Source organism: Streptomyces sp. NBC_00237 (genome assembly GCF_026342435.1).
Classification (GTDB): domain Bacteria; phylum Actinomycetota; class Actinomycetes; order Streptomycetales; family Streptomycetaceae; genus Streptomyces.
In genome coordinates this window covers 282,329-301,937 of record NZ_JAPEMT010000005.1, presented here as the reverse complement: position 1 = coordinate 301,937, position 19,609 = coordinate 282,329, and the positions used below count along the sequence as shown (strand labels likewise).

Genomic DNA, 19,609 nt, shown 5'->3' with positions numbered 1-19,609 from the left:
CTGTTCCTTGCTGTGGTGTTCCTTGCTGTGGTGTTCCTTGTTGCGGTGTTCCTTGCTGTGGTGCGAGGTCGGCCATGGCGGCGGCGTCCTGTCCTCGACGTGCACGGGTAGGGGAAACGAGCGGTCGTACCGAGGTACGGCCGTGCCCGCACCTCGAACAGAGCGGTGTGCGGGCACGACACGGCCCCGGCGCGCGCCCAGGCATGCGCGCCGGGACCGGGTCAGTGGGTGTTGCTACGGGGGACGGGTCAGGCGGTCAGCGACCGGCCCGCCGCGAGGGTGGTGCCCACCCAGTACGCGTCGAAGTTGCGCAGCCGGTGCCCGGCGGGCAGCTCGACGGGGGCGTTCACCAGGAACGGGACCTTCTGCTCGGTCAGGCCGCCGTGCGAGCGCAGCGGCTCCTTGAAACCCGAGATGTCGTGGCGCGAGGGCGTGGTGCCGAGCACGGTGTTCCGGGTGGCGATGACGACGAGGTCGCCGATGCGGTCGCCCGGCAGCTCGAAGCGCTCGACGGCCTCCTCACGGGTCAGGACGGTGTCGACACCGTCGATCGCCGCGACCTCGGCGACGAGGGCCGCGACGTCCGCGCCCTGGGGCAGGTGCACGGTGGCGTACGAGCCGAGCGCGCCGTGGTGGACGGTGTACGGGTCGGTGATCGGCAGGATGACGCGGGAGGTGCCCCCGCCGAGACGGCCGTCGAAGAAGTCCTGGAGGAAGACGACCTGGGCGACGCCGTCGGCGTCGCTCTTGGCGTTCATGCCGTGGTCGGCGGTGACGACGAGGACCGCGCCGAGGGCGTCGATCTTCTCGAAGTAGCCGTCGAGCATGGCGTAGAAGTCGTTGGCGACCGGCGAGCCCGGGGCGTGCTTGTGCTGGATGTAGTCGGTCAGCGACAGGTACATCAGCTGCGGTCCTTCCTTCTCCAGGACGTCGACACCGGCGGCCATGACCAGCTCGCTCAGCTCGGCACTGTAGACGGACGGCAGTTCCCTGCCGACGCGTTCCAGGACCTTGGTGATGCCGTTGTCCTCGTCGGTGACCTGGTCGGCCTTCTCCGCGGAAAAGTTGATGCCGTCGATCAGGTCGCGGCCGAGGAGGCGGCGCAGCTTGTCCTTGGCCGTGATGCAGACGACCTTGGCGCCCGCCTTGGAGAACTCCGCGAAGATGGTCGGCACCCGCAGCAGCTCCGGGGCGTTCATCATGATCTCGGCGTCGGACTCGGTGTCGTAGAAGTAGTTGCCGCAGATGCCGTGCACGGCCGGCGGCTGCCCGGTGGCGATGGAGATGTTGTTCGGGTTGGTGAACGACGGCATCGTGCAGTCGCCGCGCAGGTCCGCGCCCCGCTCCAGCATCTTCTCCAGGAACGGCATCCGCCCGTCCGCGACGGCCCGCTCGTGGTACGCGTCCTCGCTGCCGTCGATGCAGACCACGACGACGGGCCGCGCGGGCCACGGGTAGTCGCGGCCGTTGACCTGAAGCTGCTCCATGTACGGACACCCCTGAGGTTCGAAGTCGCGGGGCGGTGGCTGCCACCCCGTGTGACATGGGTAGCACCCGCTGCCGGGGGTGAAGAACCTCTCGGTTCGCTATGGCGGCCATAGCCGCGTTCCGGCCGGCGCGACCCCTCCCCCTCCGGCGGGTTCGCGGTTAGGCTCACCGCGCGCACAGTTGATCAAGGGGGGCACGTGGAACTGAACCTCCACCGGCTGTGGATCTTCATGCAGGTCGTGGAGCACCAGGGGTTCTCGGCCGCCGCGCAGAAGCTGTACATGAGCCAGCCCTCGGTCTCCAACCAGGTGCGCCGCCTCGAACAGTCCCTGCGCGTGACGCTGATCGACCGCTCCGGCGCCCGGACCCGCCCGACGGCGGAGGGCGAGGTGCTCGCCGCGTACGGCAAGCGGGTCTTCCTGCTCGCGGAGGAGGCCGTAGCGGCGGTGCAGCAGGTCAGCGGGCTGGCTTCGGGCCGCCTCCTGGTCGGCGGTTCCACGACCGTGGGCACGTATCTGCTGCCGCCGCTGCTCGCCCGCTACCAGCAGGACCATCCGGGCATCGTCTGCGACCTCTTCGTCGGCAACAACGAGTCGGTCATGGAACGCCTGCTGGGCGGCGGCATCGGCATCGCCGTCGTGGCCGGGACCCCTACCGCGAACCAGCTCGTCGTCGAGACCGTCCTGGACGAACGCCTGATCGTGGTGGCGTCCTCCTCGCACCCCCTGGCGGGTGTCGGGGAGGTGGGTCCGCAGGAGCTGCGGGAGTGCCGCTTCCTGCTGCGCGAGCCCGGCTCGCAGACCCGCGAGCTCCAGGAACAGGTGCTGGGCGACTGGGAGTTGACCGATGTCCGGCACGGCGACGTGTGGGGCCCCGAGGCCGTCAAGCAGTGTGTGGCGGCGGGCCTGGGGATCACGCTGATCTCGGAGCACGCGGTCGTGGACGACGTACGGTCCGGGGCGCTCACGGTCGTCCCGGTGAGCCCGGCCCCGCGCTCGCGCCCGGTGAACCTGGTGCGTCGGCGCGACCGGCTGCTGTCACCCGCGGAGCACGCCTTCATGAAGGTGCTCCGCGAGATCGCAAGCTGGCCGCGCGAACTCTCATCGGAATAGCGGTACTTGGACTCGATCGACAGACTGCAATGGCCCGGCTTCCCGTCGGCGGTGCGCACGACGGTCGCGCAGTGGTGGACGGGGGCGGGTGGCCGAACTGTCGGCGGACGCCAGGGAGCGATGAGGATAGGATTCCAGGAGCATTGCCAAGCCGGGGGTAGACGTGACCGCCAGAGAGCTCAAGTTCCGCGCACTGACGGCCGACCTGCGGCGCGGCATCCAGGACGGCACCTGGCCGCCCGGCAGCAAGCTCCCCACCGAACGGGCCCTGGCCGCCGAGACCGGGCTTTCGATGACGACGGTGCGGCGGGCGTACGAGGACCTGGTCGCGCAGGGCTTGGTCGTACGGCGGCAGGGCGCGGGCACGTTCGCGCTCGGCCGCGTCCCCGGGGTGCCGCACCACCGGCGGATCGTCGGCGTGCTCGTCCCGGACACGACGCTCTACTATCCGCGCGTCCTCCAGGGCATCCAGGAAGTGCTGTCGGAGGCGGGCGCGCAATTCGTCCTGGCCTGCTCCCACTACGACCGGCGGGCCGAGGACGCGGCCGTCGCCGAACTCCTCCTCTCCGGGGTGCACGGACTGCTCCTGGTCCCCGGGCTGCACGACGAGGACGACCCGGCACGCCGCGCGGAGGAGCTGCTGGCACTCCCCGTTCCCGCCGTGCTGGTGGAACGGCGGCTGACGGCCGCGGGCCCCGGAGATCCGACCGAGCACGTGTGCACGGACCACCAGGGCGGCGCGTACGACGCGGTCCGCCATCTGCGTTCCCTCGGCCACGAGAGGCTCGGCCTGGTGGTCCGTACGGACGCGGCGACTGCGGCGCCCATCCGGTCCGGATTCGCTCGTGCCGTCGCCGACTTCGGGCTGCGGGAGCCGGTGTACGACGCGGACGTCATGGACGCGTGGACGCCTGCCCGCGCGGACCGGGCGGTGGCGGCGCTCGTCGCGGGCGGAGCCACCGGGGCGCTGTGCTTCGGCGACCGGGAGGCGGCGCTGGTCCAGTCGGCGGCCCGCCGGGCCGGGCTGAAGGTCCCGGACGATCTGGCGCTGGTCAGCTACGACAACGAGTTCGCGGACGTGGCGGAGATTCCGCTCACCGCGGTGTCGCCGCCGAAGTTCCAGGTGGGGCGGCTGGCGGCGCAGATCCTGCTGCGGCGACTGGCGGAGGGCGACGCGTCGCCGCTGCACCAGGTGCAGTTGCGGCCGAACCTGGTGGTGCGGGCGTCCTGCGGGGCCCGTCGGCAGTAGGGGCTGCGGGAGGAGACGTCGAGGCGACTTCACCTCCCGGTTCCGGTTCCGGTTCCGGTTCCGGCGAGGGCGGTGGCGGTGGCGATGCTGCGGGTCGTGCCCCGGTGGATCACCCGGCGGGTCAGCCCGGCGAGCTCGTCCCGGGCTGCGGTGTCGCCCAGGAGCCCCAGGGCGGTGACGGCGGCTTCCGCCACGGCGGGAGCGACGGCTCTCCCGTCGCGCAGGGGGCGCAGCGCGGCCACGGTGAGGCCCGCAAGGGTGCGCGCTGTGTCCGGGGCGCAAGGAAGGAGCCCGAGCGACCAGACCACGCCGCGCAGCACTGCGCAGTTGTACGGATCGGGCGGCTGCCCGGCGTCGGGGTGCACCGGCCGGTAGGCGTGCAGCGGGACCGTACGGGGCAGGCCGAAGGCGTCGCACCATCCGTGCAGGCGCTGCCGGGACCACTCGGGCCCCGCTCGGGCGAGCACCGCACGGGAAGTGCGGGCCCACCGGGCGGAGGGGGCACGGGCGGTGGGCGGTGCCGGGTGCGCGAGGAGCACCTCCAACGGGCCGCCCGTCGCCTCCCGGAGGGCCAGGTCCGCCCAGGGCTCACCGGGATTGAGCACCGGCCCCGGAAGTGCGGCGGCCGTCTCGCGCAGGGCTCGCGGGGCGCCGGGGCCGAGGGCGGTGCGGCGGAAGACCGCGACGACGTCGGGGGCGGGCGCGCGGCCGGCGGCCAGTTCCGCGACGGCGAGCTCCCAGTCCCGGTTGCCGGGACCGGTCTCGTACAGTCGGCTCAGCTCGGCCAGCCTGGTGCGCCGTTCGGCGGCGAGGAGGTCGCCGTCCAGGCCCCGGACGACGCCACTGGCCACGGTGAGGAGTTCGCCGCGCACATGGGCCGGGGTGCGGCCGAACTCCTCGAAGGCGTAAGGGCCGTGAAGCGGGATCCTGGGCAGTTCGTGGGCCCAGATCCGGCCGAGGGCCAACCGGTCCGCGTCGGGCAGCGACCGCAGCAGGCCCATGGCGGGCGGACCAGGGCCGGTCGCCGCACCGTTGCGGCAGGCGGAACGGATCACCGCGCGGGCGAGTGCGGGCAGCCCGCCCTGTGCGGCCAACTCCCGGTACTCGGCGGTCTGCCGCTCCAGCAGGCTCGGATCACGCGTTTGCGTAGACATGAACCGAGCGTAGGACGCACCACTGACAACGCACCGCTGACAACACCTCTCCGCAACGGTCTTCCCCCCTCCCCAGAACTCATCCCCGATTACTCCCTCATTGCTCACTGATTGCTCATTGCGCACCCCCCACCCCACCCTCACAATCAGGCCAGCACGCACCACACTTCCTTACCTCCCCGGGGGGACGCACCATGACCGCCGCAGCCCACGTCACCGCCGAGATCGCCTCACAGCCCGCCTGCTGGGCGCGGGCCGCCCAACTGGCCGCCACCGTCGGACACGGGCTGCCGCAGCCCGGCGAGCGGGTCGCCGTCGTCGGCTGCGGCACGTCGTTCTTCATGGCACGCGCCTACGCCGTCCTCCGCGAGCGCGCGGGTCAGGGCGAGACCGACGCCCACGCCGCCTCCGAGGCCGCGCTCGCCCGCCCGTACGACCGGATCGTCGCCATCACCCGCTCGGGCACGACGACCGAAGTCCTCTCCCTCCTCGACGAGGTGCACGGCCGCATCCCCACCGTCGCCCTGACCGGCGTACCCGACGGCCCGGTCGCCGACTGCGCCGACGCCCTCGTGGACCTGTCCTTCGCCGACGAGAGGTCCGTCGTCCAGACCCGCTTCGCCAACACGTCCCTCCAGCTCCTGCGCTCCGCCCTCGGCTTCGATCTCTCCGCCTCCATCGCCGACGGCGAACTGGCCGTGGAGGAACCCCTCCCCCGCCCCTGGTCCCACCGCACCCAGTTCACCTTCCTGGGCCGAGGCTGGACGGTCGGCCTCGCCGACGAGGCGGCCCTGAAGCTGCGCGAGGCGGCCCGTGCGTGGACCGAGTCGTACGCGGCGATGGAGTACCGTCACGGCCCCATCAGCATCAGCGACGAGAACAGCCTGGTCTGGTCCTTCGGCGAGCCCCCGGCCGGACTGGAGGACGAAGTGAGCGTCACCGGAGCCCTGTTCAGCGCCGACGCACTCGACCCGGTCGCCTCCCTGGTCCGCGCCCAGCGCCTCGCGGTGGAACTCGCCGCCCGCCGCAACATGAACCCCGACCGGCCCCGCAACCTCTCCCGCTCCGTCATCCTCGCGGGGCTCACGGGGCCCTCAAGGGCGGTTGCCTGATCAGAGTGCGGCGGGGGTTAGCCTGCGGCTGGGTCTCCGACGAATCACGCCGGACGCAACAGGAGAAGAAACTCATGAGCCTGTACGACATCCCGCTGCACACGCTGGACGGCACGCCGACGAGCCTGGCCGCGCACAAGGGCAAGGCCGTCCTGATCGTCAACGTCGCCTCCAAGTGCGGCCTCACTCCCCAGTACGCGGGCCTCGAAGAACTCCAGAAGACGTACGCCGACCGGGGCTTCACGGTGCTCGGTGTCCCCTGCAACCAGTTCGCGGGCCAGGAGCCGGGCAGCGCCGAGGAGATCGCCGCTTTCTGCTCCGCCGGCTACGGCGTCACTTTCCCCCTCCTCGAGAAGATCGAGGTCAACGGCGAGCACCGCCACCCCCTCTACACCGCCCTGACCGAGGTCGCGGACGCGGAGGGCGAGGCGGGCGACGTCCAGTGGAACTTCGAGAAGTTCCTGCTCTCCCCCTCGGGCGAGGTCGCGGGCCGCTTCCGCCCGCGCACGGAGCCGGCCGACGCGGTACTCGTAGCGGCGATCGAGGCGCAGCTGCCGCAGGGCTGACCTCGCTCACGGAACGGGGGCCACGGGGGCTGGTCCCCGTGGCCCCCGTTCCGTTCCTAGCGGATCGGCATTCCCGACAGGGTCCTCGCGATCACCAGGCGCTGGATCTCGCTCGTGCCCTCGAAGATGGTGTAGATCGCCGCGTCGCGGTGCATCCGCTCCACCGGGTACTCCCGTGTGTAGCCGTTGCCGCCCAGGATCTGGATCGCCTGCGCCGTGACCTTCTTGGCGACCTCGCTCGCGTAGAGCTTGGACATGGAGCCCTCCGCCGCCGTGAACGGCTTGCCCGAGACGGCCATCCAGGAGGCCCGCCAGACGAGGAGGCGGGCGGCGTCGATCTGGGTGCGCATGTCGGCGAGCTGGAAGGCGATGCCCTGGTTGTCGATGATGGGGCGGCCGAACTGTTCGCGGGTCTTCGCGTAGTCGAGGGCGACCTCGTAGGCCGCGCGGGCCGTGCCGACCGCCATCGCGCCGACTGCGGGACGGGATGCCTCGAAGGTGGCCATGGCGGCGTTCTTCACGCGCTCGCCGCCGCCCTTGGCCGCCCGCTCGCGGGCCCGGGCGAGGCGTTCGTCGAGCTTCTCCTTGCCGCCCAGGAGGCACGAGCCGGGGATGCGTACGTCTTCGAGGACGACCTCCGCCGTGTGCGAGGCCCGGATGCCGTGCTTCTGGAACTTCTGGCCCTGGGAGAGACCGGGGGTGGCGGGCGGGACGATGAAGGAGGCGTGGCCCTTCGAGCCCAGGGCCGGGTCGACACAGGCGACGATCACGTGGACGTTGGCTATGCCGCCGTTGGTGGCCCAGGTCTTCGTGCCGTTGAGGACCCATTCGTCCTTGGCCTCGTCGTAGACGGCGCGGGTGCGCATCGAGGCGACGTCGGAGCCCGCGTCCGGCTCGGAGGAGCAGAAGGCGGCGACCTTCACGTCGTTCGCGTCGCCGTACATCTGCGGTATCCAGGTGCCGATCTGCTCCTCGGTGCCGTTCGCGAGGACGCCGACCGCGGCGAGACCCGTGCCGACGATCGAGAGGGCGATTCCCGCGTCGCCCCAGAAGAGCTCTTCCATAGCCATGGGGATGCCCAGGCCCGTAGGGTCGAAGTACTGCTGGGCGTAGAAGTCGAGGGAGTAGATTCCGACCTTGGCGGCTTCCTGGATGACGGGCCAGGGCGTTTCCTCACGTTCGTCCCACTCCGCCGCGGCCGGGCGGATCACCTCGGCTGCGAAGCCGTGGATCCAGTCGCGGACCTGCTTCTGGTCATCGTTGAGATCGAGCGTGAACTCGGCCATGTCCCCTCCAGCACGTGCACGTTACTTGCGGTAACCACGAGTGTGTTACCCACGGGTAGCCCCTGTCAACAGTCGGCTGCGGACCGGCAGTGTTACGTTGCGCGGGCGTCACGGAACGGAATCACCTGGGCGGGGAGAGCACACGATGGAGACCACACAGCAGGCCGGAACGCAGCGGTCGAGTGCCGAGACCCGGCGGCGCGAGCTGCTCGAAGCCGCGGACCGGGTGGTCCTGCGGGACGGTCCGCAAGCCTCCATGAACGCCATAGCGGCCGAGGCCGGGATCACCAAGCCGATCCTCTACCGGCACTTCGGTGACAAGGGCGGTCTCTACCGCGCCCTCGCCAAGCGGCACACCGACGCGTTGCTGGCCGCCCTGCGTGCCGCGCTGGACGCTCCGGCGGAGCGGCGTGAGCGGGTGGAGCGGACCCTCGACACGTATCTCGCGGCGATCGAGGCGCGTCCGCAGGTCTACCGGTTCCTGATGCACCCTGCGGAGGACGCCGCCGCTCCGACGCCCGAGCAGGGGTTCGACGTCGGGCGGCACTCGGCGCCGCTGCTGCGGCGGATGGGCGAGGAGCTGGCCGAGGTGATCGCCGAGCGGGTGGACCTCGGGCCGAACAGTGAGCAGCTGGCGCGGGTGTGGGGGCACGGCATCGTCGGCATGATGCATGCGGCGGGAGACTGGTGGCTCGGTGAGCGGCCTTGTTCGCGGGCGGAGTTGGTGGGCAGTCTGGCGGATCTGCTGTGGGGCCGGCTGGCCGCTGCGGGGGATCGGCCGGGCGGGCCGGGATTCTAGGTACGGGCGGCCCCGCTCGGGCCCCGTGCGGTCACGCCCCTTGTGCGGAGCGGTTCCACTTCGCCCTGCGGGCCTCGCGGAGGACCTTGGACTTGCGCCAGCCAGTGAGGCGGTCCGGGTAGACCGTGCCGTCGAGGTGGTCGCACTCGTGCTGGAGGCAGCGCGCGAAGAAGCCGGTGCCGGAAATCGTGACCGGCTCTCCCGTCATCGTGAAGCCCTCGACCACCGCGTGGTCGTAGCGCGGCGTGCCCGCCTCCAGGCCCGGCAGGGAGAGGCAGCCTTCCGCGCCTCGTACGACGACGCCGTCCGCCTCCACCAGGCGGGGGTTCACGACGTGGCCGAGGTGGCGGACCTCGTCGTCGTCCGGGCAGTCGTAGACGAAGACGCGGAGCGAGGTGCCGACCTGGTTGGCGGCGAGGCCGACGCCCTCGGCCGCGTACATCGTCGCGAACATGTCCTCGACGAGGCGGGCCAGGGACGCGTCGAAGTCGGTGACGGGCTCGCACGGGGCGTGCAGGACGGGCTCGCCGTGCAGCGTCATGGGGCGTACGGTGCCGGAACTGCCGGGAATGGGGCGGTGTCGCATGGCCGCAAGCGTACGTTCCGCCGCGCGTCACGTACGGTCGAGGCTGGTCCGCGCCCTTCCCCACGGGTGCCGCGGTTCGGGCAGGCGGCGGGACCTCGATAGGCTGAGCCCGGACTGTTGACCGGTGGACCTGGGGCAAGTGCGGCGCCGGATGCAAGGAGGATCAGTGACGATGGCAGGCAACACGGAGCCGTTGTCGCCGCGGGCCAAGCTGGCCGTGACGGCAGGCAAGGCCGCGGCGGCGGTGTCCCGCGCCGCGGGGCGCGGCAGCGGTTCGGTGATCGGCGGAAAGGTCGCGCTCAGGCTCGACCCGGACCTGCTGGGACGACTCGCGAACCACCTGGACGTGGTGCTTGTCTCGGCGACGAACGGCAAGACGACGACGACCCGGCTGATCGCGGAGGCCCTGCGGGCCAGCGGTCCTGTCGTGTCGAACGCGCTCGGCGCGAACATGCCCGCGGGCATCACGTCCGCCCTCGCGGGCGGCTCGGACGCGAAGTACGGCGTGATCGAGGTCGACGAGAAGTACCTGGCGGGGGTGGCGCGCGATGTGACGCCGAAGGCGATCGCGCTGCTGAACCTCTCGCGCGACCAGCTCGACCGGGCCGCCGAGACCCGCATGCTGGCGGAGAAGTGGCGTGAGGGTCTGGCCGGTTCCAAGGCCGTCGTGATCGCGAACGCGGACGACCCGCTGATCGTGTGGGCGGCGTCCTCGTCGCCGAACGTGGTGTGGGTGGCGGCCGGTCAGGAGTGGAAGGACGACGCCTGGTCGTGCCCCTCCTGCGGCGGTGTGATGCAGCGTCCCGGCGACGACTGGTTCTGCGGCGAGTGCGGCTTCCGCCGTCCGACGCCGAGCTGGGTGCTCTCCGGCGACCACGTCCTGGACCCGCACGGCTCGGCGTGGCCGATCCACCTCCAGCTGCCGGGCCGCGCCAACAAGGCGAACGCGGCCACGTCGGCCGCCGTCGCGGCGACCTTCGGGGTGCCCCCGCAGGTGGCGCTGGAGCGCATGTACCAGGTGCAGGCGGTGGCCGGACGGTACGACGTCGTCCAGTACCAGGGCCGTGAACTGCGGCTGCTGCTCGCGAAGAACCCGGCCGGGTGGCTGGAGACGTTCTCGCTGATCAACCCGCCGCCGACGCCGGTGATCCTGTCCGTGAACGCCCGTGGCGCCGACGGCACCGACACCTCCTGGCTGTGGGACGTCGACTACACCCGGCTCGCCGGTCACCCGATCTTCGTGCTCGGCGACCGCAAGCTGGACCTGGCGGTCCGCCTCGAAGTCGCCAACCTGGAGTTCCGGGTGTGCGAGACCCTCGACGAGGCCGTGCAGATGGCACCGCCCGGCCTGATCGAGACGATCGCCAACTACACCGCGTTCCAGGACCTCCGCCGCCGCGTCGGCAACTGACAGAAACCGCAGGGACATGACTCGAATGAACGACAACAGTCTGCGGCTGGTCTGGATCTACCCCGACCTCCTCAGCACGTACGGCGACCAGGGCAACGCCCTCGTCGTCGAGCGCCGGGCCCGCCAGCGGGGCCTCGACGTGCAGCGTGTGGACGTACGCAGCGACCAGCCCGTGCCCACCTCGGGCGACATCTACCTGATCGGCGGCGGTGAGGACCGACCCCAGCGGCTGGCCGCCGAGCGGCTGCGCAAGGACGGCGGGCTCAGCCGTGCCGTCTCCAACGGCGCGATCGTCTTCTCGGTGTGCGCCGGGTACCAGATCCTCGGCCACGAGTTCATCAACGACCTCGGGCAGCGCGAGCAGGGCCTCGGCCTGCTCGACGTCATCTCCACCCGTGGTGAGGGCGAGCGCTGCGTCGGCGACGTGCTCGCCGACATCGACGCCCCGCTGAACCTCCCGCAGCTCACCGGCTTCGAGAACCACCAGGGCATCACCCACCTCGGCCCCACCGCCCGACCCTTCGCCCGGGTCCGCCTCGGCAAGGGCAACGGCACGGGCGACGGCACCGAAGGCGCGTACAACGACACCGTGTTCGGCACGTACATGCACGGTCCGGTTCTCGCCCGGAACCCGCAGATCGCGGACCTGCTGCTGAAGCTGGCCCTCGACGTGAACGCGCTGCCGCCCACCGACGACCGCTGGTACGAGGCGCTGCGCGCCGAGCGCATCGCCAGCGCCACGCAGCCCGCCTGACACCCGCTCACGGCGCACGCCGCAGCCGGCCTGACGCCTCCTCACGGCGCGCACCGCCTGTTTCACGTGAAACGTCCACCCGTTGGACGCCCGGTTCGGTCCCGTCACCCCGCACTTGTAGGGTGACGGGACCCCGCCCGGACGACGTGGTCCGGTCATTCGGCCCACGTTGCAAAGGTTTTCGCGCCATGCGCATTGGTGTCCTCACCTCCGGCGGCGACTGCCCCGGCCTGAACGCCGTCATCCGCTCCGTCGTCCACCGTGCCGTCGTCGACCACGGCGACGAGGTCATCGGCTTCCACGACGGCTGGCGGGGCCTCCTCGACTGCGACTACCGCCCCCTCGACCTGGACGCCGTGAACGGCATCCTGGCCCGGGGCGGCACCATCCTCGGCTCCTCCCGCGTCCAGCCCGCGCACCTGCGCGGCGGCATCGAGCAGGCCCGCGGCCACGTCGCGGACCTGGGCCTCGACGCGATCATCCCGATCGGCGGCGAAGGCACCCTCAAGGCGGCGCACCTGCTGTCCGAGGCGGGCCTGCCGATCGTCGGCGTACCGAAGACGATCGACAACGACATCGCGTCGACGGACGTCACCTTCGGCTTCGACACCGCCGTCGGGGTCGCGACGGAGGCCCTGGACCGGCTGAAGACCACCGCCGAGTCCCACCAGCGCGTCCTGATCGTCGAGGTCATGGGGCGGCACACCGGGTGGATCGCCCTGCACTCCGGGATGGCGGCCGGCGCGCACGCCATCGTGGTGCCCGAGCGGCCCTTCGACATCGGGGAGCTGACCGAGCTGGTCGGCAAGCGATTCTCGGCGGGCAAGAAGTTCGCGATCGTCGTGGTCGCGGAGGGTGCGAAGCCGCGCGCGGGGTCGATGGAGTTCGACATCGGCAAGACCGACCAGTACGGGCACGAGCGCTTCGCCGGGGTCGCCAACCAGCTCGCGATCGAGCTGGAGGAACGCCTCGGCAAGGAGGCCCGCCCGGTGATCCTCGGCCACGTCCAGCGCGGTGGCACCCCGACCGCGTACGACCGCGTCCTCGCGACCCGCTTCGGCTGGCACGCGGTGGAGGCGGCGCACCGAGGCGAATTCGGCATGATGACGGCGCTGCGCGGCACGAACATCGAGATGGTGCCGCTGGCCAGTGCGGTGGAAGAGCTGAAGACGGTTCCGGTGGAGCGGTACGCGGAAGCGGAATGCGTGCTGTAGCGCTGCAAGGTTCCTGAGAGCTGCCCCCGGTCGCCGACGCGGCCGGGGGCAGTTCTACTCTGGACCGGACAACCCGGCACTAATCAGGAGTCAGCGGATGGACCACAGCGGGCACGGCATGAACATGGATCTGCCGCCGTTCACGCTGGGACGGGGCCTGGAGCTCTCCCCCGATCCCTTCTTCCTGGTGACCTGCCTCGCGGCGCTCGCCCTGTACGGATGGGGCGTGGCGCGGCTGCGTCGGCGCGGCGACGACTGGCCGGTGGGCCGGACGGTGTTCTTCACCATCGGCGTGCTGACCCTGCTCCTGGTGATGTGCACCAAGCTCAACGACTACGGCATGGTCATGTTCAGCGTGCACATGGTGCAGCACATGATCATCAGCATGCTGTCGCCGATCCTGCTGCTGCTGGGCGCGCCGATCACCCTCGCCCTGCGCGCGCTGCCGGTGTCGGGGCGCGGGCGCAAGGGCCGCAAGGGGCCGCGCGAGCTGCTGCTCGCACTGCTGCACAGCCGGTACATGAAGATCATCACGCACCCGGCGTTCACCATCCCGCTGTTCATCGCGAGCCTGTACGGCCTCTACTTCACCCCGCTGTTCGACACGCTCATGGGCAGCAAGGTCGGGCACATCGCGATGATGGTGCACTTCCTCGCGGTCGGCCTGGTCTTCTTCTGGCCGATCATGGGCGTCGACCCGGGACCGCACCGCCCCGGCTACGTGATGCGGATGCTGGAGCTGTTCGCGGGCATGCCGTTCCACGCGTTCTTCGGCATCGCGCTGATGATGGCGACGCAGCCGATGGTGGAGGCGTACAAGAATCCGCCCGCCTCGCTCGGCATCGACGCGCTCGCCGACCAGAACGCGGCGGGCGGCATCGCCTGGGCGTTCAGTGAGATCCCGTCGGTGGTGGTGCTGCTCGCGCTGGTCTTCCAGTGGTACCGCTCCGAGCAGCGCGTGGCGCGGCGCTCGGACCGGGCGGCGGACCGCAACGGTGACAAGGAGCTGGAGGAGTACAACGCGTACCTGGCGTCCTTGCGGGCGCGCGGCGGTCAGTCGTGACGCGCGTACGCGTACGCCTGACGCACGTACGGGTGCCCGCACGGCTGTAGCGGTGGCGTGCCCCCTCGGGTGACGATGACCCTCCACTCGTCAGGGAGGGGCGCGCATGTCCAGTTCGCCGAAGTCGATGGGGGCGCTGACCGTCGGGATGCTGGTCGTGGTCACGGGCTACACGGCCGCGATGGGAAGCAACGGCTGGCTGTGGTTCGGCTGGGTGGTATTGCTGCTGGCGACGGTCGGGACGATCGCCACGACGCGGGGCCGCTGAGCCGGGGCAGGGCACGGCCCTCGCGTCGTACGACATCGTCCGGAACCGGATCAGGCTCCGGAGCCGGATCAGGATCCGGATCAGGCTCCGGATCAGAAGCGGAACACCGGTCCCGCTGCCGCGTCGAGCTCGCACGCGTTGCCGAAGGTCTTCGTCCAGCTGACGGTACGGCCGCGCCACGTGCCGGAGGCCGTGGCGGTCACCGGGTCGTACTGCTTGGTGCAGGCGTGCGGGTCGCCGGGCAGCGAGCCGAAGTCGCCGCGTGCCTTCGTGATGTCGTCGCACGCGGCCTGTGCGTCGGGGTGGCCGCCGCCCGCCTTGGGCGAGCAGTGCAGGCTGACGCCCCGGATCCAGGTGTTCTCGGCACCGCTCACGGTGAGCAGAAACCCCCGCTGCGGCGTGGGGTGGGAGTCGGCGACGGCGGTCGCGGCCGGGGCGAGGGCGCACAGGGCGGCTGCCGCGACGACGGCGGTACGGAGGGGGCGCATGGGGTCTCCAAGGACGGGAGCGGGGCTGTCCGGAAGAGCGCATCCGCCGCACCCCGCCGCCCGCAACGCGCCGCGCCGTCCGGGTCGCCCGCCCGGAGGTTCCCCTTGGGCCGTCCGGCCCTGCTCATTCCGTCCCGCCGACGCCTTCCGCTGACGTACCGTAAACGCATGATCGTCTTTGTTCCCGCCGGAATCTTCCTCCTGGCGCTGCTCGTCGGCATGCTGCGCGACCGACGCCGTCTGCGGAACGGCTTCTATCTGGTCTTCACCCTCTTCTTCACCCTGGTCGGCATCATGCTGAAGGCGGGGCAGACGCACCCGGCGCTGGCGGCCGTGATCGCCGGGATCCTGCTCCTGCTGGCATTGCTGTCCGCGTTCGTCCTCGCCTGGTTCCTCGTCCGGAACGGGCTGACGATGCTCCGCAAGGAGGGCCGCAGCCCGGCGAACCTGCTCTCCCTGGTGGCGGGCCTGGGCATCATCGGCCTCGGCGCGATGCTGGTCGCCTCGCTCGCGACGGGCTCGCGCGCGCTGGGCACGGTGACGGTCGTGACGGTCCTGGTCGTGGGGTACGTGTCCTTCCTCTTCACCTGCTTCCTGCTGTACGCGCTCCTGTACGGCTGGTTCAAGCCGCGCGGCCGCATCGACTTCGTGGTGGTGCTGGGCTCGGGCCTGATCCGCAACAAGGTGCCGCCGCTGCTCGCGGGCCGTCTCGACAAGGGGCGCGAGGTGTACGACGCCCAGGTCGCGGCCGGCGGCAGTCCGATGCTGGTCACCTCGGGCGGGCAGGGTCCCGACGAGGACCGGCCGGAGGGCCAGGCGATGGCCGAGTACCTGATCGAGGCGGGCGTACCGGCGGACCGGATCATCCAGGAGACCCAGTCGCGCACCACCGAGGAGAACCTCGCCTTGAGCGGCGCGCTGATGCGGGACGTGGACCCGGGGTACCGGTGCGTGATCGTCACGAACAACTACCACGCGTTCCGGGCGGCCCTGATGGCCCGCAAGACGGACATCCCCGGTCAGGTCGTGGGCTCCCGAACGGCCCGCTACTTCTGGCCGAGCGCGGTCATCCGGGAGTTCGTGGCGATCTTCATGCAGCACAAGGTGGTCAACTTCTCGATGTGCGTACTGCTGGTGCTGACGGGGTCCCTCGCCGGACTGACCTGAGGGGCCGCCCGCACGGGCCGACCCGCCTGACGTTCCGACGGGGGCCAGGAGAGACATCCCTGACCGAGGAACCTTCGCGTGCGCATGGACGTCGTCCGCCTCGTCCCGCACCCGGGCACGCGGTCTCGTCACCTGGACAGCGGCTTCCCTGCGGCGGGGTGGTCGGTCGCTGCCTAGCGTGAGGCCATGACTCCGACCGCCGACGCGCTGAGGAGGCGGCCCGCCGTGCACGGCCACCGTCTCACCGGCACGGCCGTCCGTCGCGCGTGGGCGTGGGCCGAGCGGCGGGGGCCGATCACCTCCGAGGCACCGGGCGGATACCGGCCCGCATCCTGCGCCGCTACGGCCCCGGGACGCACTGGCGCTCCGTACCTCCGAAGGAGACCCGCATGTCCGCACCTCCGAAGGAGACCCGCATGCCCGACTCCGACCACCCGGAGCAGCGCCCCGGCCCCGCCGTCCCCGACGCGGAGGGCCACCGGGCCGACGAGATCCCCATCATGATCGTCGGCGACTCCATCAGCCACGGCAGCAGCGGCGACTGGACCTGGCGCTACCGCCTCTGGAAGCACCTGCGCGGACATGGCGTCAGCCTGGACCTGGTGGGGCCGAAGGACACGCTGGACAACATCCGCACCGCCGAGGTCGGGGACGACGACGGCACCTACGCCGACCCCGATTTCGACCGTGACCACGACGCCCAGTGGGGCCGCCCGTACGTGACGGAGAAGGACGAGATCGAGGCCAAGGTGCGCGAGCACCGGCCCGCTTACCTGCTGGTCCTGCTCGGCATCAACGACCTGTTCTGGTACGGCGTCGAGCCGCCCCAGTTCGAGGCGAACCTGCGGGAGTTCATCGTGAACGCCCGCCGCGCCGATCCTCGGCTGAGCATCGTTCTGGGCCGCGTGCTGCCGTGCCGGAAGGCGGTCGACGACCTTGAGTTCGGTGCCCGCGTCGATGCTTCCAACGAGCGGCTGCGCGCCGTGGCGAAGGACCTCGACAGCCCGTCCTCCCCCGTCGTCGTCGCGGACACCTCGGCGGAATTCGTCGCCTCCGAGCACACCTGGGACGGAACCCACCCCAACCCCAACGGCGAGATCCGTATCGCCGCCGCCTTCGCCGACACCCTGGCCTCCCGCTTCGGCATCGGCGCCCGCTACCCGCGCCCCTTCCCGGACGTACCCGCGATCGAGGCGGACGCCAAGAGGAGCGCCGTCGAGTAGAGCGGGTCGATGAGAGCGGCTCGATGGCGGCCGTCCACACCCGGACGGTGGCCGTCGATACGACCAGAGGTGGTTACACAAGGCAATACCTGCACATACACTGAGCGCCCCCCGAAACAGGCCCTGCCCAGCAAGAACGCAGCCCCAAGGCAGTCCGTGACAGTAGGGAGCAACCGGGTGTTCTATTACGTGCTCAAATACGTCGTTCTCGGACCGCTGTTGAGAATTCTCTTCCGGCCCCGGATCGAGGGGCTGCGGCACATTCCGGCGGACGGGGCGGCGATCGTCGCGGGAAATCACCTGTCGTTCTCCGACCACTTCCTGATGCCCGCCGTACTGAAGCGGCGGATCACCTTCCTCGCCAAGGCCGAGTACTTCACCGGGCCCGGGGTGAAGGGGCGGCTGACGGCGGCGTTCTTCCGCAGTGCGGGGCAGATCCCGGTGGACCGGTCGGGGAAGGAGGCCGGGAAGGCGGCCGTGCGGGAGGGGCTCGGGGTGCTGGAGAAGGGCGAGTTGCTCGGGATCTACCCGGAGGGGACGCGGTCGCACGACGGGCGGCTGTACAAGGGCAAGGTGGGGGTCGCGGTGATGGCGATCCGGGCCGGGGTGCCGGTGGTGCCGTGCGCGATGGTGGGGACGTTCGAGATCCAGCCGCCGGGGCGGAAGATCCCGAAGGTGAAGCGGGTGACGATCCGCTTCGGAGAGCCGCTGGACTTCTCCCGGTTCGCCGGGATGGAGGACGAGAAGACCGCGCTGCGGGCCGTCACCGACGAGATCATGTACGCGATCCTGGCGCTGTCCGGGCAGGAGTACGTCGACCGGTACGCGGCCGAGGTGAAGGCGGAACAGGCCGCGCAGGGGCGGAAGTTCCCGAGGTTGCGGCGCTGAGGGGGCGGGCGCGCCAGGCTCTCGCGGCATGGGAGAGGGGGCGGCCGGTGGGAGAGCACCGGCCGCCCCCTGGTTCGGGCGGAACCGCCGACAGCCTGCCGGGAGTTACGGCTTGGGCGTGGCGTGCGGGGCGCACGTCACGTCACGGCTGTCCAGCTTGCCGCTGAGCAGGTATGCCTCGACCCGCGTGTTGAGGCACGGGTTGGCCAGGTTGGTGATGCCGTGCGAACCCGCGTCGCGCTCGGTGATCAGGCGCGAACCCTTGAACCGCTTGTGCAGTTCGACGGCACCCGCGTACGGCGTGGCCGCGTCGCGGGTCGACTGGGCGATCAGCACCGGCGGCAGACCCTTGTTGGTCTTCACCTCCGTGGCGTGCTGCTGCGGGGCGCCCCAGGTCGCGCAGGGCAGGTTCATCCAGGCGTTGGACCAGGTGAGGAAGGGGTACTTCTCGTGCAGCCGGGTGTTGTCCCGGTTCCACTTGTTCCAGCTGGTCGGCCACTTGGCGTCGGCGCACTCGACGGCCGTGTAGACGGCGTTGGAGTTCTCCGACGCGATGTTGCCCGCGGTGTCCTCCGGGTGCGGGCCCGCCTCCTCGATCAGCGGCTTCGGGTCACCGGCGAGGTACTTGCTCCAGACGTCGGCGACGGGCGCCCACGCGGAGTCGTAGTACGGCGCGCTCTGGAAGAAGACGATCAGCTCGGCGGGGCCGACGAGGCCGCCCACGGGCTCCTTCTTGGCGGTCGCGCGCAGCTTCTCCCACTGCTTCTGGACCTTCTCGACGGTGTCGCCGATGTGGTAGGTCGCGTCGTTCGCTGCGACCCACTTCATCCAGTCCTTCCAGCGGCCCTCGAAGGCGATGTCCTGGTCGAGGTTGACCTCGTACCAGATCTTCTTCGTGGAGGGGTTCACGACGCTGTCGAGGACCATGCGGCGGATGTGCGTCGGGAAGAGCGTGCCGTAGACGGCGCCGAGGTAGGTGCCGTACGAGACGCCCAGGTAGTTGAGCTTCTTGTCGCCGAGCGCGGCGCGGATGACGTCGAGGTCGCGCGCCGTGTTCGGGGTGGTCATGTGCGGCAGCATCCAGCCGCTGCGCTCCTTGCAGCCCGCCGCGTACTCGGCGGCCAGCTTGCGCTGCGCCTGCTTGTCGGCCTCGCTGTCGGGGACCGGGTCCGCCTTCGGGGCCTTGATGAACTCCTGCGGGTCGACGCAGGAGATCGGAGTCGACTTGCCGACTCCCCGGGGGTCGAAGCCGACCAGGTCGTACGCCTTGGCGGCACCCGCCCAGATCGGGTTCTTGGTGACCACGCGGCGCGGGAACTTGAGGCCCGAGCCGCCGGGGCCGCCCGGGTTGTAGACCAGGGAGCCCTGCCGGTCCTTCTTGGAGCCGGTGTTGCCGACCCTGTCGACGGCGAGCTTGATCTGCTTGCCGTGCGGCTTCTTGTAGTCCAGCGGAACCGTGACGTAGCCGCACTGGATGGGCTTCTCCAGGCCCCAGGCGGCCGGACAGTCCTGCCAGGCGATGCCGGTCCTGGCGGCCCGGTCGGCGGCGACCTTCACGCCGTACGCCTCCGAACCCCCCTTGCCCAGAAGGCTGTTGGAGCTCTTGTTGCCCTGGTTGGCCTGTCCGGCGGCGGCGGTGGCGGCCGGTGCCGCCATTGCCCCGGCTATGAGTGTGCCCGCGAGCAGGGTGCCGGCCGAGCCGAGCACTGCGGTGCGACGCAAGTGAGACCTCCCCCTGAGGGTTGCGCGGGACCCTGACTGGGCCCCGGCGGCATCCTTCC

At 70.9% G+C, this 19,609-nt stretch carries 19 protein-coding genes; 13 read left to right on the top strand and 6 right to left on the bottom strand.

Going from position 1 to position 19,609, the window contains the following annotated elements:
- Nucleotides 1–248 precede the first annotated feature (248 nt).
- Nucleotides 249–1,487 carry a phosphonoacetate hydrolase gene (gene phnA, locus OG897_RS37140; RefSeq protein WP_266664218.1) on the bottom strand — a complete coding sequence of 413 codons (1,239 nt, stop codon included), beginning with the start codon at nt 1,485–1,487 and terminating at the stop codon, nt 249–251.
- A 198-nt stretch (nt 1,488–1,685) separates the two neighbouring features.
- Between phnA and OG897_RS37135 the strand changes: the two genes are divergently transcribed.
- Nucleotides 1,686–2,600, top strand: a complete 915-nt coding sequence (locus tag OG897_RS37135; RefSeq protein ID WP_266664216.1) for a LysR family transcriptional regulator — start codon at nt 1,686–1,688, stop codon at nt 2,598–2,600.
- Nucleotides 2,601–2,763: 163 nt separating this feature from the next.
- Nucleotides 2,764–3,849, top strand: a complete 1,086-nt coding sequence (locus tag OG897_RS37130) for a substrate-binding domain-containing protein (protein WP_266664213.1) — start codon at nt 2,764–2,766, stop codon at nt 3,847–3,849.
- A 29-nt stretch (nt 3,850–3,878) separates the two neighbouring features.
- Here OG897_RS37130 and OG897_RS37125 read toward each other — a convergent pair whose 3' ends face one another.
- On the bottom strand, nt 3,879–5,003 hold the full coding sequence (locus OG897_RS37125) for a hypothetical protein (protein ID WP_266664211.1): 1,125 nt from the start codon (nt 5,001–5,003) through the stop codon (nt 3,879–3,881).
- A 194-nt stretch (nt 5,004–5,197) separates the two neighbouring features.
- On the opposite strand from OG897_RS37125, the gene OG897_RS37120 reads away from it, so the two are divergent.
- Both OG897_RS37120 and OG897_RS37115 read left to right on the top strand, forming a co-directional pair.
- Nucleotides 5,198–6,115, top strand: coding sequence for an SIS domain-containing protein (locus tag OG897_RS37120; protein WP_266664208.1), 918 nt, complete (start codon nt 5,198–5,200; stop codon nt 6,113–6,115).
- A 74-nt stretch (nt 6,116–6,189) separates the two neighbouring features.
- On the top strand, nt 6,190–6,681 hold the full coding sequence (locus tag OG897_RS37115; RefSeq protein WP_266664206.1) for a glutathione peroxidase: 492 nt from the start codon (nt 6,190–6,192) through the stop codon (nt 6,679–6,681).
- Between the two features lie 56 nt (nt 6,682–6,737).
- Here OG897_RS37115 and OG897_RS37110 read toward each other — a convergent pair whose 3' ends face one another.
- A complete protein-coding gene (locus OG897_RS37110) occupies nt 6,738–7,967 on the bottom strand; it encodes an acyl-CoA dehydrogenase family protein (protein ID WP_266664204.1) in 1,230 nt (409 codons plus the stop codon).
- Nucleotides 7,968–8,112: 145 nt separating this feature from the next.
- Here OG897_RS37110 and OG897_RS37105 point away from each other — a divergent pair, with 145 nt between their 5' ends.
- Nucleotides 8,113–8,766 (top strand): TetR family transcriptional regulator, encoded by a 654-nt coding sequence (locus OG897_RS37105; RefSeq protein ID WP_266664202.1) that lies wholly within the window; start codon nt 8,113–8,115, stop codon nt 8,764–8,766.
- 31 nt (nt 8,767–8,797) lie between these two features.
- Here the strand turns inward: OG897_RS37105 and def are convergent, their stop codons facing one another.
- Nucleotides 8,798–9,352 carry a peptide deformylase gene (gene def / locus OG897_RS37100; protein WP_266664200.1) on the bottom strand — a complete coding sequence of 185 codons (555 nt, stop codon included), beginning with the start codon at nt 9,350–9,352 and terminating at the stop codon, nt 8,798–8,800.
- Between the two features lie 172 nt (nt 9,353–9,524).
- On the opposite strand from def, the gene OG897_RS37095 reads away from it, so the two are divergent.
- The 5 genes from OG897_RS37095 to OG897_RS37075 all read left to right on the top strand — a co-directional run bounded on the left by OG897_RS37095 (nt 9,525) and on the right by OG897_RS37075 (nt 14,062).
- Nucleotides 9,525–10,763, top strand: a complete 1,239-nt coding sequence (locus OG897_RS37095; RefSeq protein ID WP_266664199.1) for a MurT ligase domain-containing protein — start codon at nt 9,525–9,527, stop codon at nt 10,761–10,763.
- Between the two features lie 25 nt (nt 10,764–10,788).
- Nucleotides 10,789–11,517 carry a type 1 glutamine amidotransferase gene (locus OG897_RS37090; protein WP_266664198.1) on the top strand — a complete coding sequence of 243 codons (729 nt, stop codon included), beginning with the start codon at nt 10,789–10,791 and terminating at the stop codon, nt 11,515–11,517.
- Nucleotides 11,518–11,705: 188 nt separating this feature from the next.
- Nucleotides 11,706–12,731 (top strand): 6-phosphofructokinase, encoded by a 1,026-nt coding sequence (locus OG897_RS37085; protein ID WP_266664196.1) that lies wholly within the window; start codon nt 11,706–11,708, stop codon nt 12,729–12,731.
- A gap of 97 nt (nt 12,732–12,828) precedes the next feature.
- Complete coding sequence (locus tag OG897_RS37080) at nt 12,829–13,794, top strand: cytochrome c oxidase assembly protein (RefSeq protein WP_266664194.1); 966 nt, start codon at nt 12,829–12,831, stop codon at nt 13,792–13,794.
- A gap of 106 nt (nt 13,795–13,900) precedes the next feature.
- Nucleotides 13,901–14,062 carry a hypothetical protein gene (locus tag OG897_RS37075; protein ID WP_266664192.1) on the top strand — a complete coding sequence of 54 codons (162 nt, stop codon included), beginning with the start codon at nt 13,901–13,903 and terminating at the stop codon, nt 14,060–14,062.
- Nucleotides 14,063–14,154: 92 nt separating this feature from the next.
- Here the strand turns inward: OG897_RS37075 and OG897_RS37070 are convergent, their stop codons facing one another.
- A complete protein-coding gene (locus OG897_RS37070; protein ID WP_266664190.1) occupies nt 14,155–14,550 on the bottom strand; it encodes an SSI family serine proteinase inhibitor in 396 nt (131 codons plus the stop codon).
- Nucleotides 14,551–14,718: 168 nt separating this feature from the next.
- On the opposite strand from OG897_RS37070, the gene OG897_RS37065 reads away from it, so the two are divergent.
- The 3 genes from OG897_RS37065 to OG897_RS37055 all read left to right on the top strand — a co-directional run bounded on the left by OG897_RS37065 (nt 14,719) and on the right by OG897_RS37055 (nt 17,828).
- On the top strand, nt 14,719–15,717 hold the full coding sequence (locus OG897_RS37065) for a YdcF family protein (protein ID WP_266664188.1): 999 nt from the start codon (nt 14,719–14,721) through the stop codon (nt 15,715–15,717).
- 389 nt (nt 15,718–16,106) lie between these two features.
- Nucleotides 16,107–16,940 (top strand): GDSL-type esterase/lipase family protein, encoded by an 834-nt coding sequence (locus OG897_RS37060; RefSeq protein ID WP_266664187.1) that lies wholly within the window; start codon nt 16,107–16,109, stop codon nt 16,938–16,940.
- 177 nt (nt 16,941–17,117) lie between these two features.
- A complete protein-coding gene (locus tag OG897_RS37055; RefSeq protein WP_266664185.1) occupies nt 17,118–17,828 on the top strand; it encodes a 1-acyl-sn-glycerol-3-phosphate acyltransferase in 711 nt (236 codons plus the stop codon).
- Between the two features lie 105 nt (nt 17,829–17,933).
- Here OG897_RS37055 and OG897_RS37050 read toward each other — a convergent pair whose 3' ends face one another.
- On the bottom strand, nt 17,934–19,550 hold the full coding sequence (locus OG897_RS37050; RefSeq protein ID WP_266664183.1) for an alpha/beta hydrolase: 1,617 nt from the start codon (nt 19,548–19,550) through the stop codon (nt 17,934–17,936).
- Nucleotides 19,551–19,609: the final 59 nt, after the last annotated feature.

What these genes read in the sequence shown, in the direction of transcription:
- phnA (WP_266664218.1), bottom strand. Translation starts at nt 1,487, where the DNA reads ATGGAGCAGCTTCAGGTCAACGGCCGCGACTACCCGTGGCCCGCGCGG.
- OG897_RS37125 (WP_266664211.1), bottom strand. Translation starts at nt 5,003, where the DNA reads ATGTCTACGCAAACGCGTGATCCGAGCCTGCTGGAGCGGCAGACCGCC.
- OG897_RS37120 (WP_266664208.1), top strand. Translation starts at nt 5,198, where the DNA reads ATGACCGCCGCAGCCCACGTCACCGCCGAGATCGCCTCACAGCCCGCC.
- OG897_RS37115 (WP_266664206.1), top strand. Translation starts at nt 6,190, where the DNA reads ATGAGCCTGTACGACATCCCGCTGCACACGCTGGACGGCACGCCGACG.
- OG897_RS37110 (WP_266664204.1), bottom strand. Translation starts at nt 7,967, where the DNA reads ATGGCCGAGTTCACGCTCGATCTCAACGATGACCAGAAGCAGGTCCGC.
- OG897_RS37105 (WP_266664202.1), top strand. Translation starts at nt 8,113, where the DNA reads ATGGAGACCACACAGCAGGCCGGAACGCAGCGGTCGAGTGCCGAGACC.
- def (WP_266664200.1), bottom strand. Translation starts at nt 9,352, where the DNA reads ATGCGACACCGCCCCATTCCCGGCAGTTCCGGCACCGTACGCCCCATG.
- OG897_RS37095 (WP_266664199.1), top strand. Translation starts at nt 9,525, where the DNA reads ATGGCAGGCAACACGGAGCCGTTGTCGCCGCGGGCCAAGCTGGCCGTG.
- OG897_RS37090 (WP_266664198.1), top strand. Translation starts at nt 10,789, where the DNA reads ATGAACGACAACAGTCTGCGGCTGGTCTGGATCTACCCCGACCTCCTC.
- OG897_RS37085 (WP_266664196.1), top strand. Translation starts at nt 11,706, where the DNA reads ATGCGCATTGGTGTCCTCACCTCCGGCGGCGACTGCCCCGGCCTGAAC.
- OG897_RS37080 (WP_266664194.1), top strand. Translation starts at nt 12,829, where the DNA reads ATGGACCACAGCGGGCACGGCATGAACATGGATCTGCCGCCGTTCACG.
- OG897_RS37075 (WP_266664192.1), top strand. Translation starts at nt 13,901, where the DNA reads ATGTCCAGTTCGCCGAAGTCGATGGGGGCGCTGACCGTCGGGATGCTG.
- OG897_RS37070 (WP_266664190.1), bottom strand. Translation starts at nt 14,550, where the DNA reads ATGCGCCCCCTCCGTACCGCCGTCGTCGCGGCAGCCGCCCTGTGCGCC.
- OG897_RS37065 (WP_266664188.1), top strand. Translation starts at nt 14,719, where the DNA reads ATGATCGTCTTTGTTCCCGCCGGAATCTTCCTCCTGGCGCTGCTCGTC.
- OG897_RS37060 (WP_266664187.1), top strand. Translation starts at nt 16,107, where the DNA reads ATGTCCGCACCTCCGAAGGAGACCCGCATGCCCGACTCCGACCACCCG.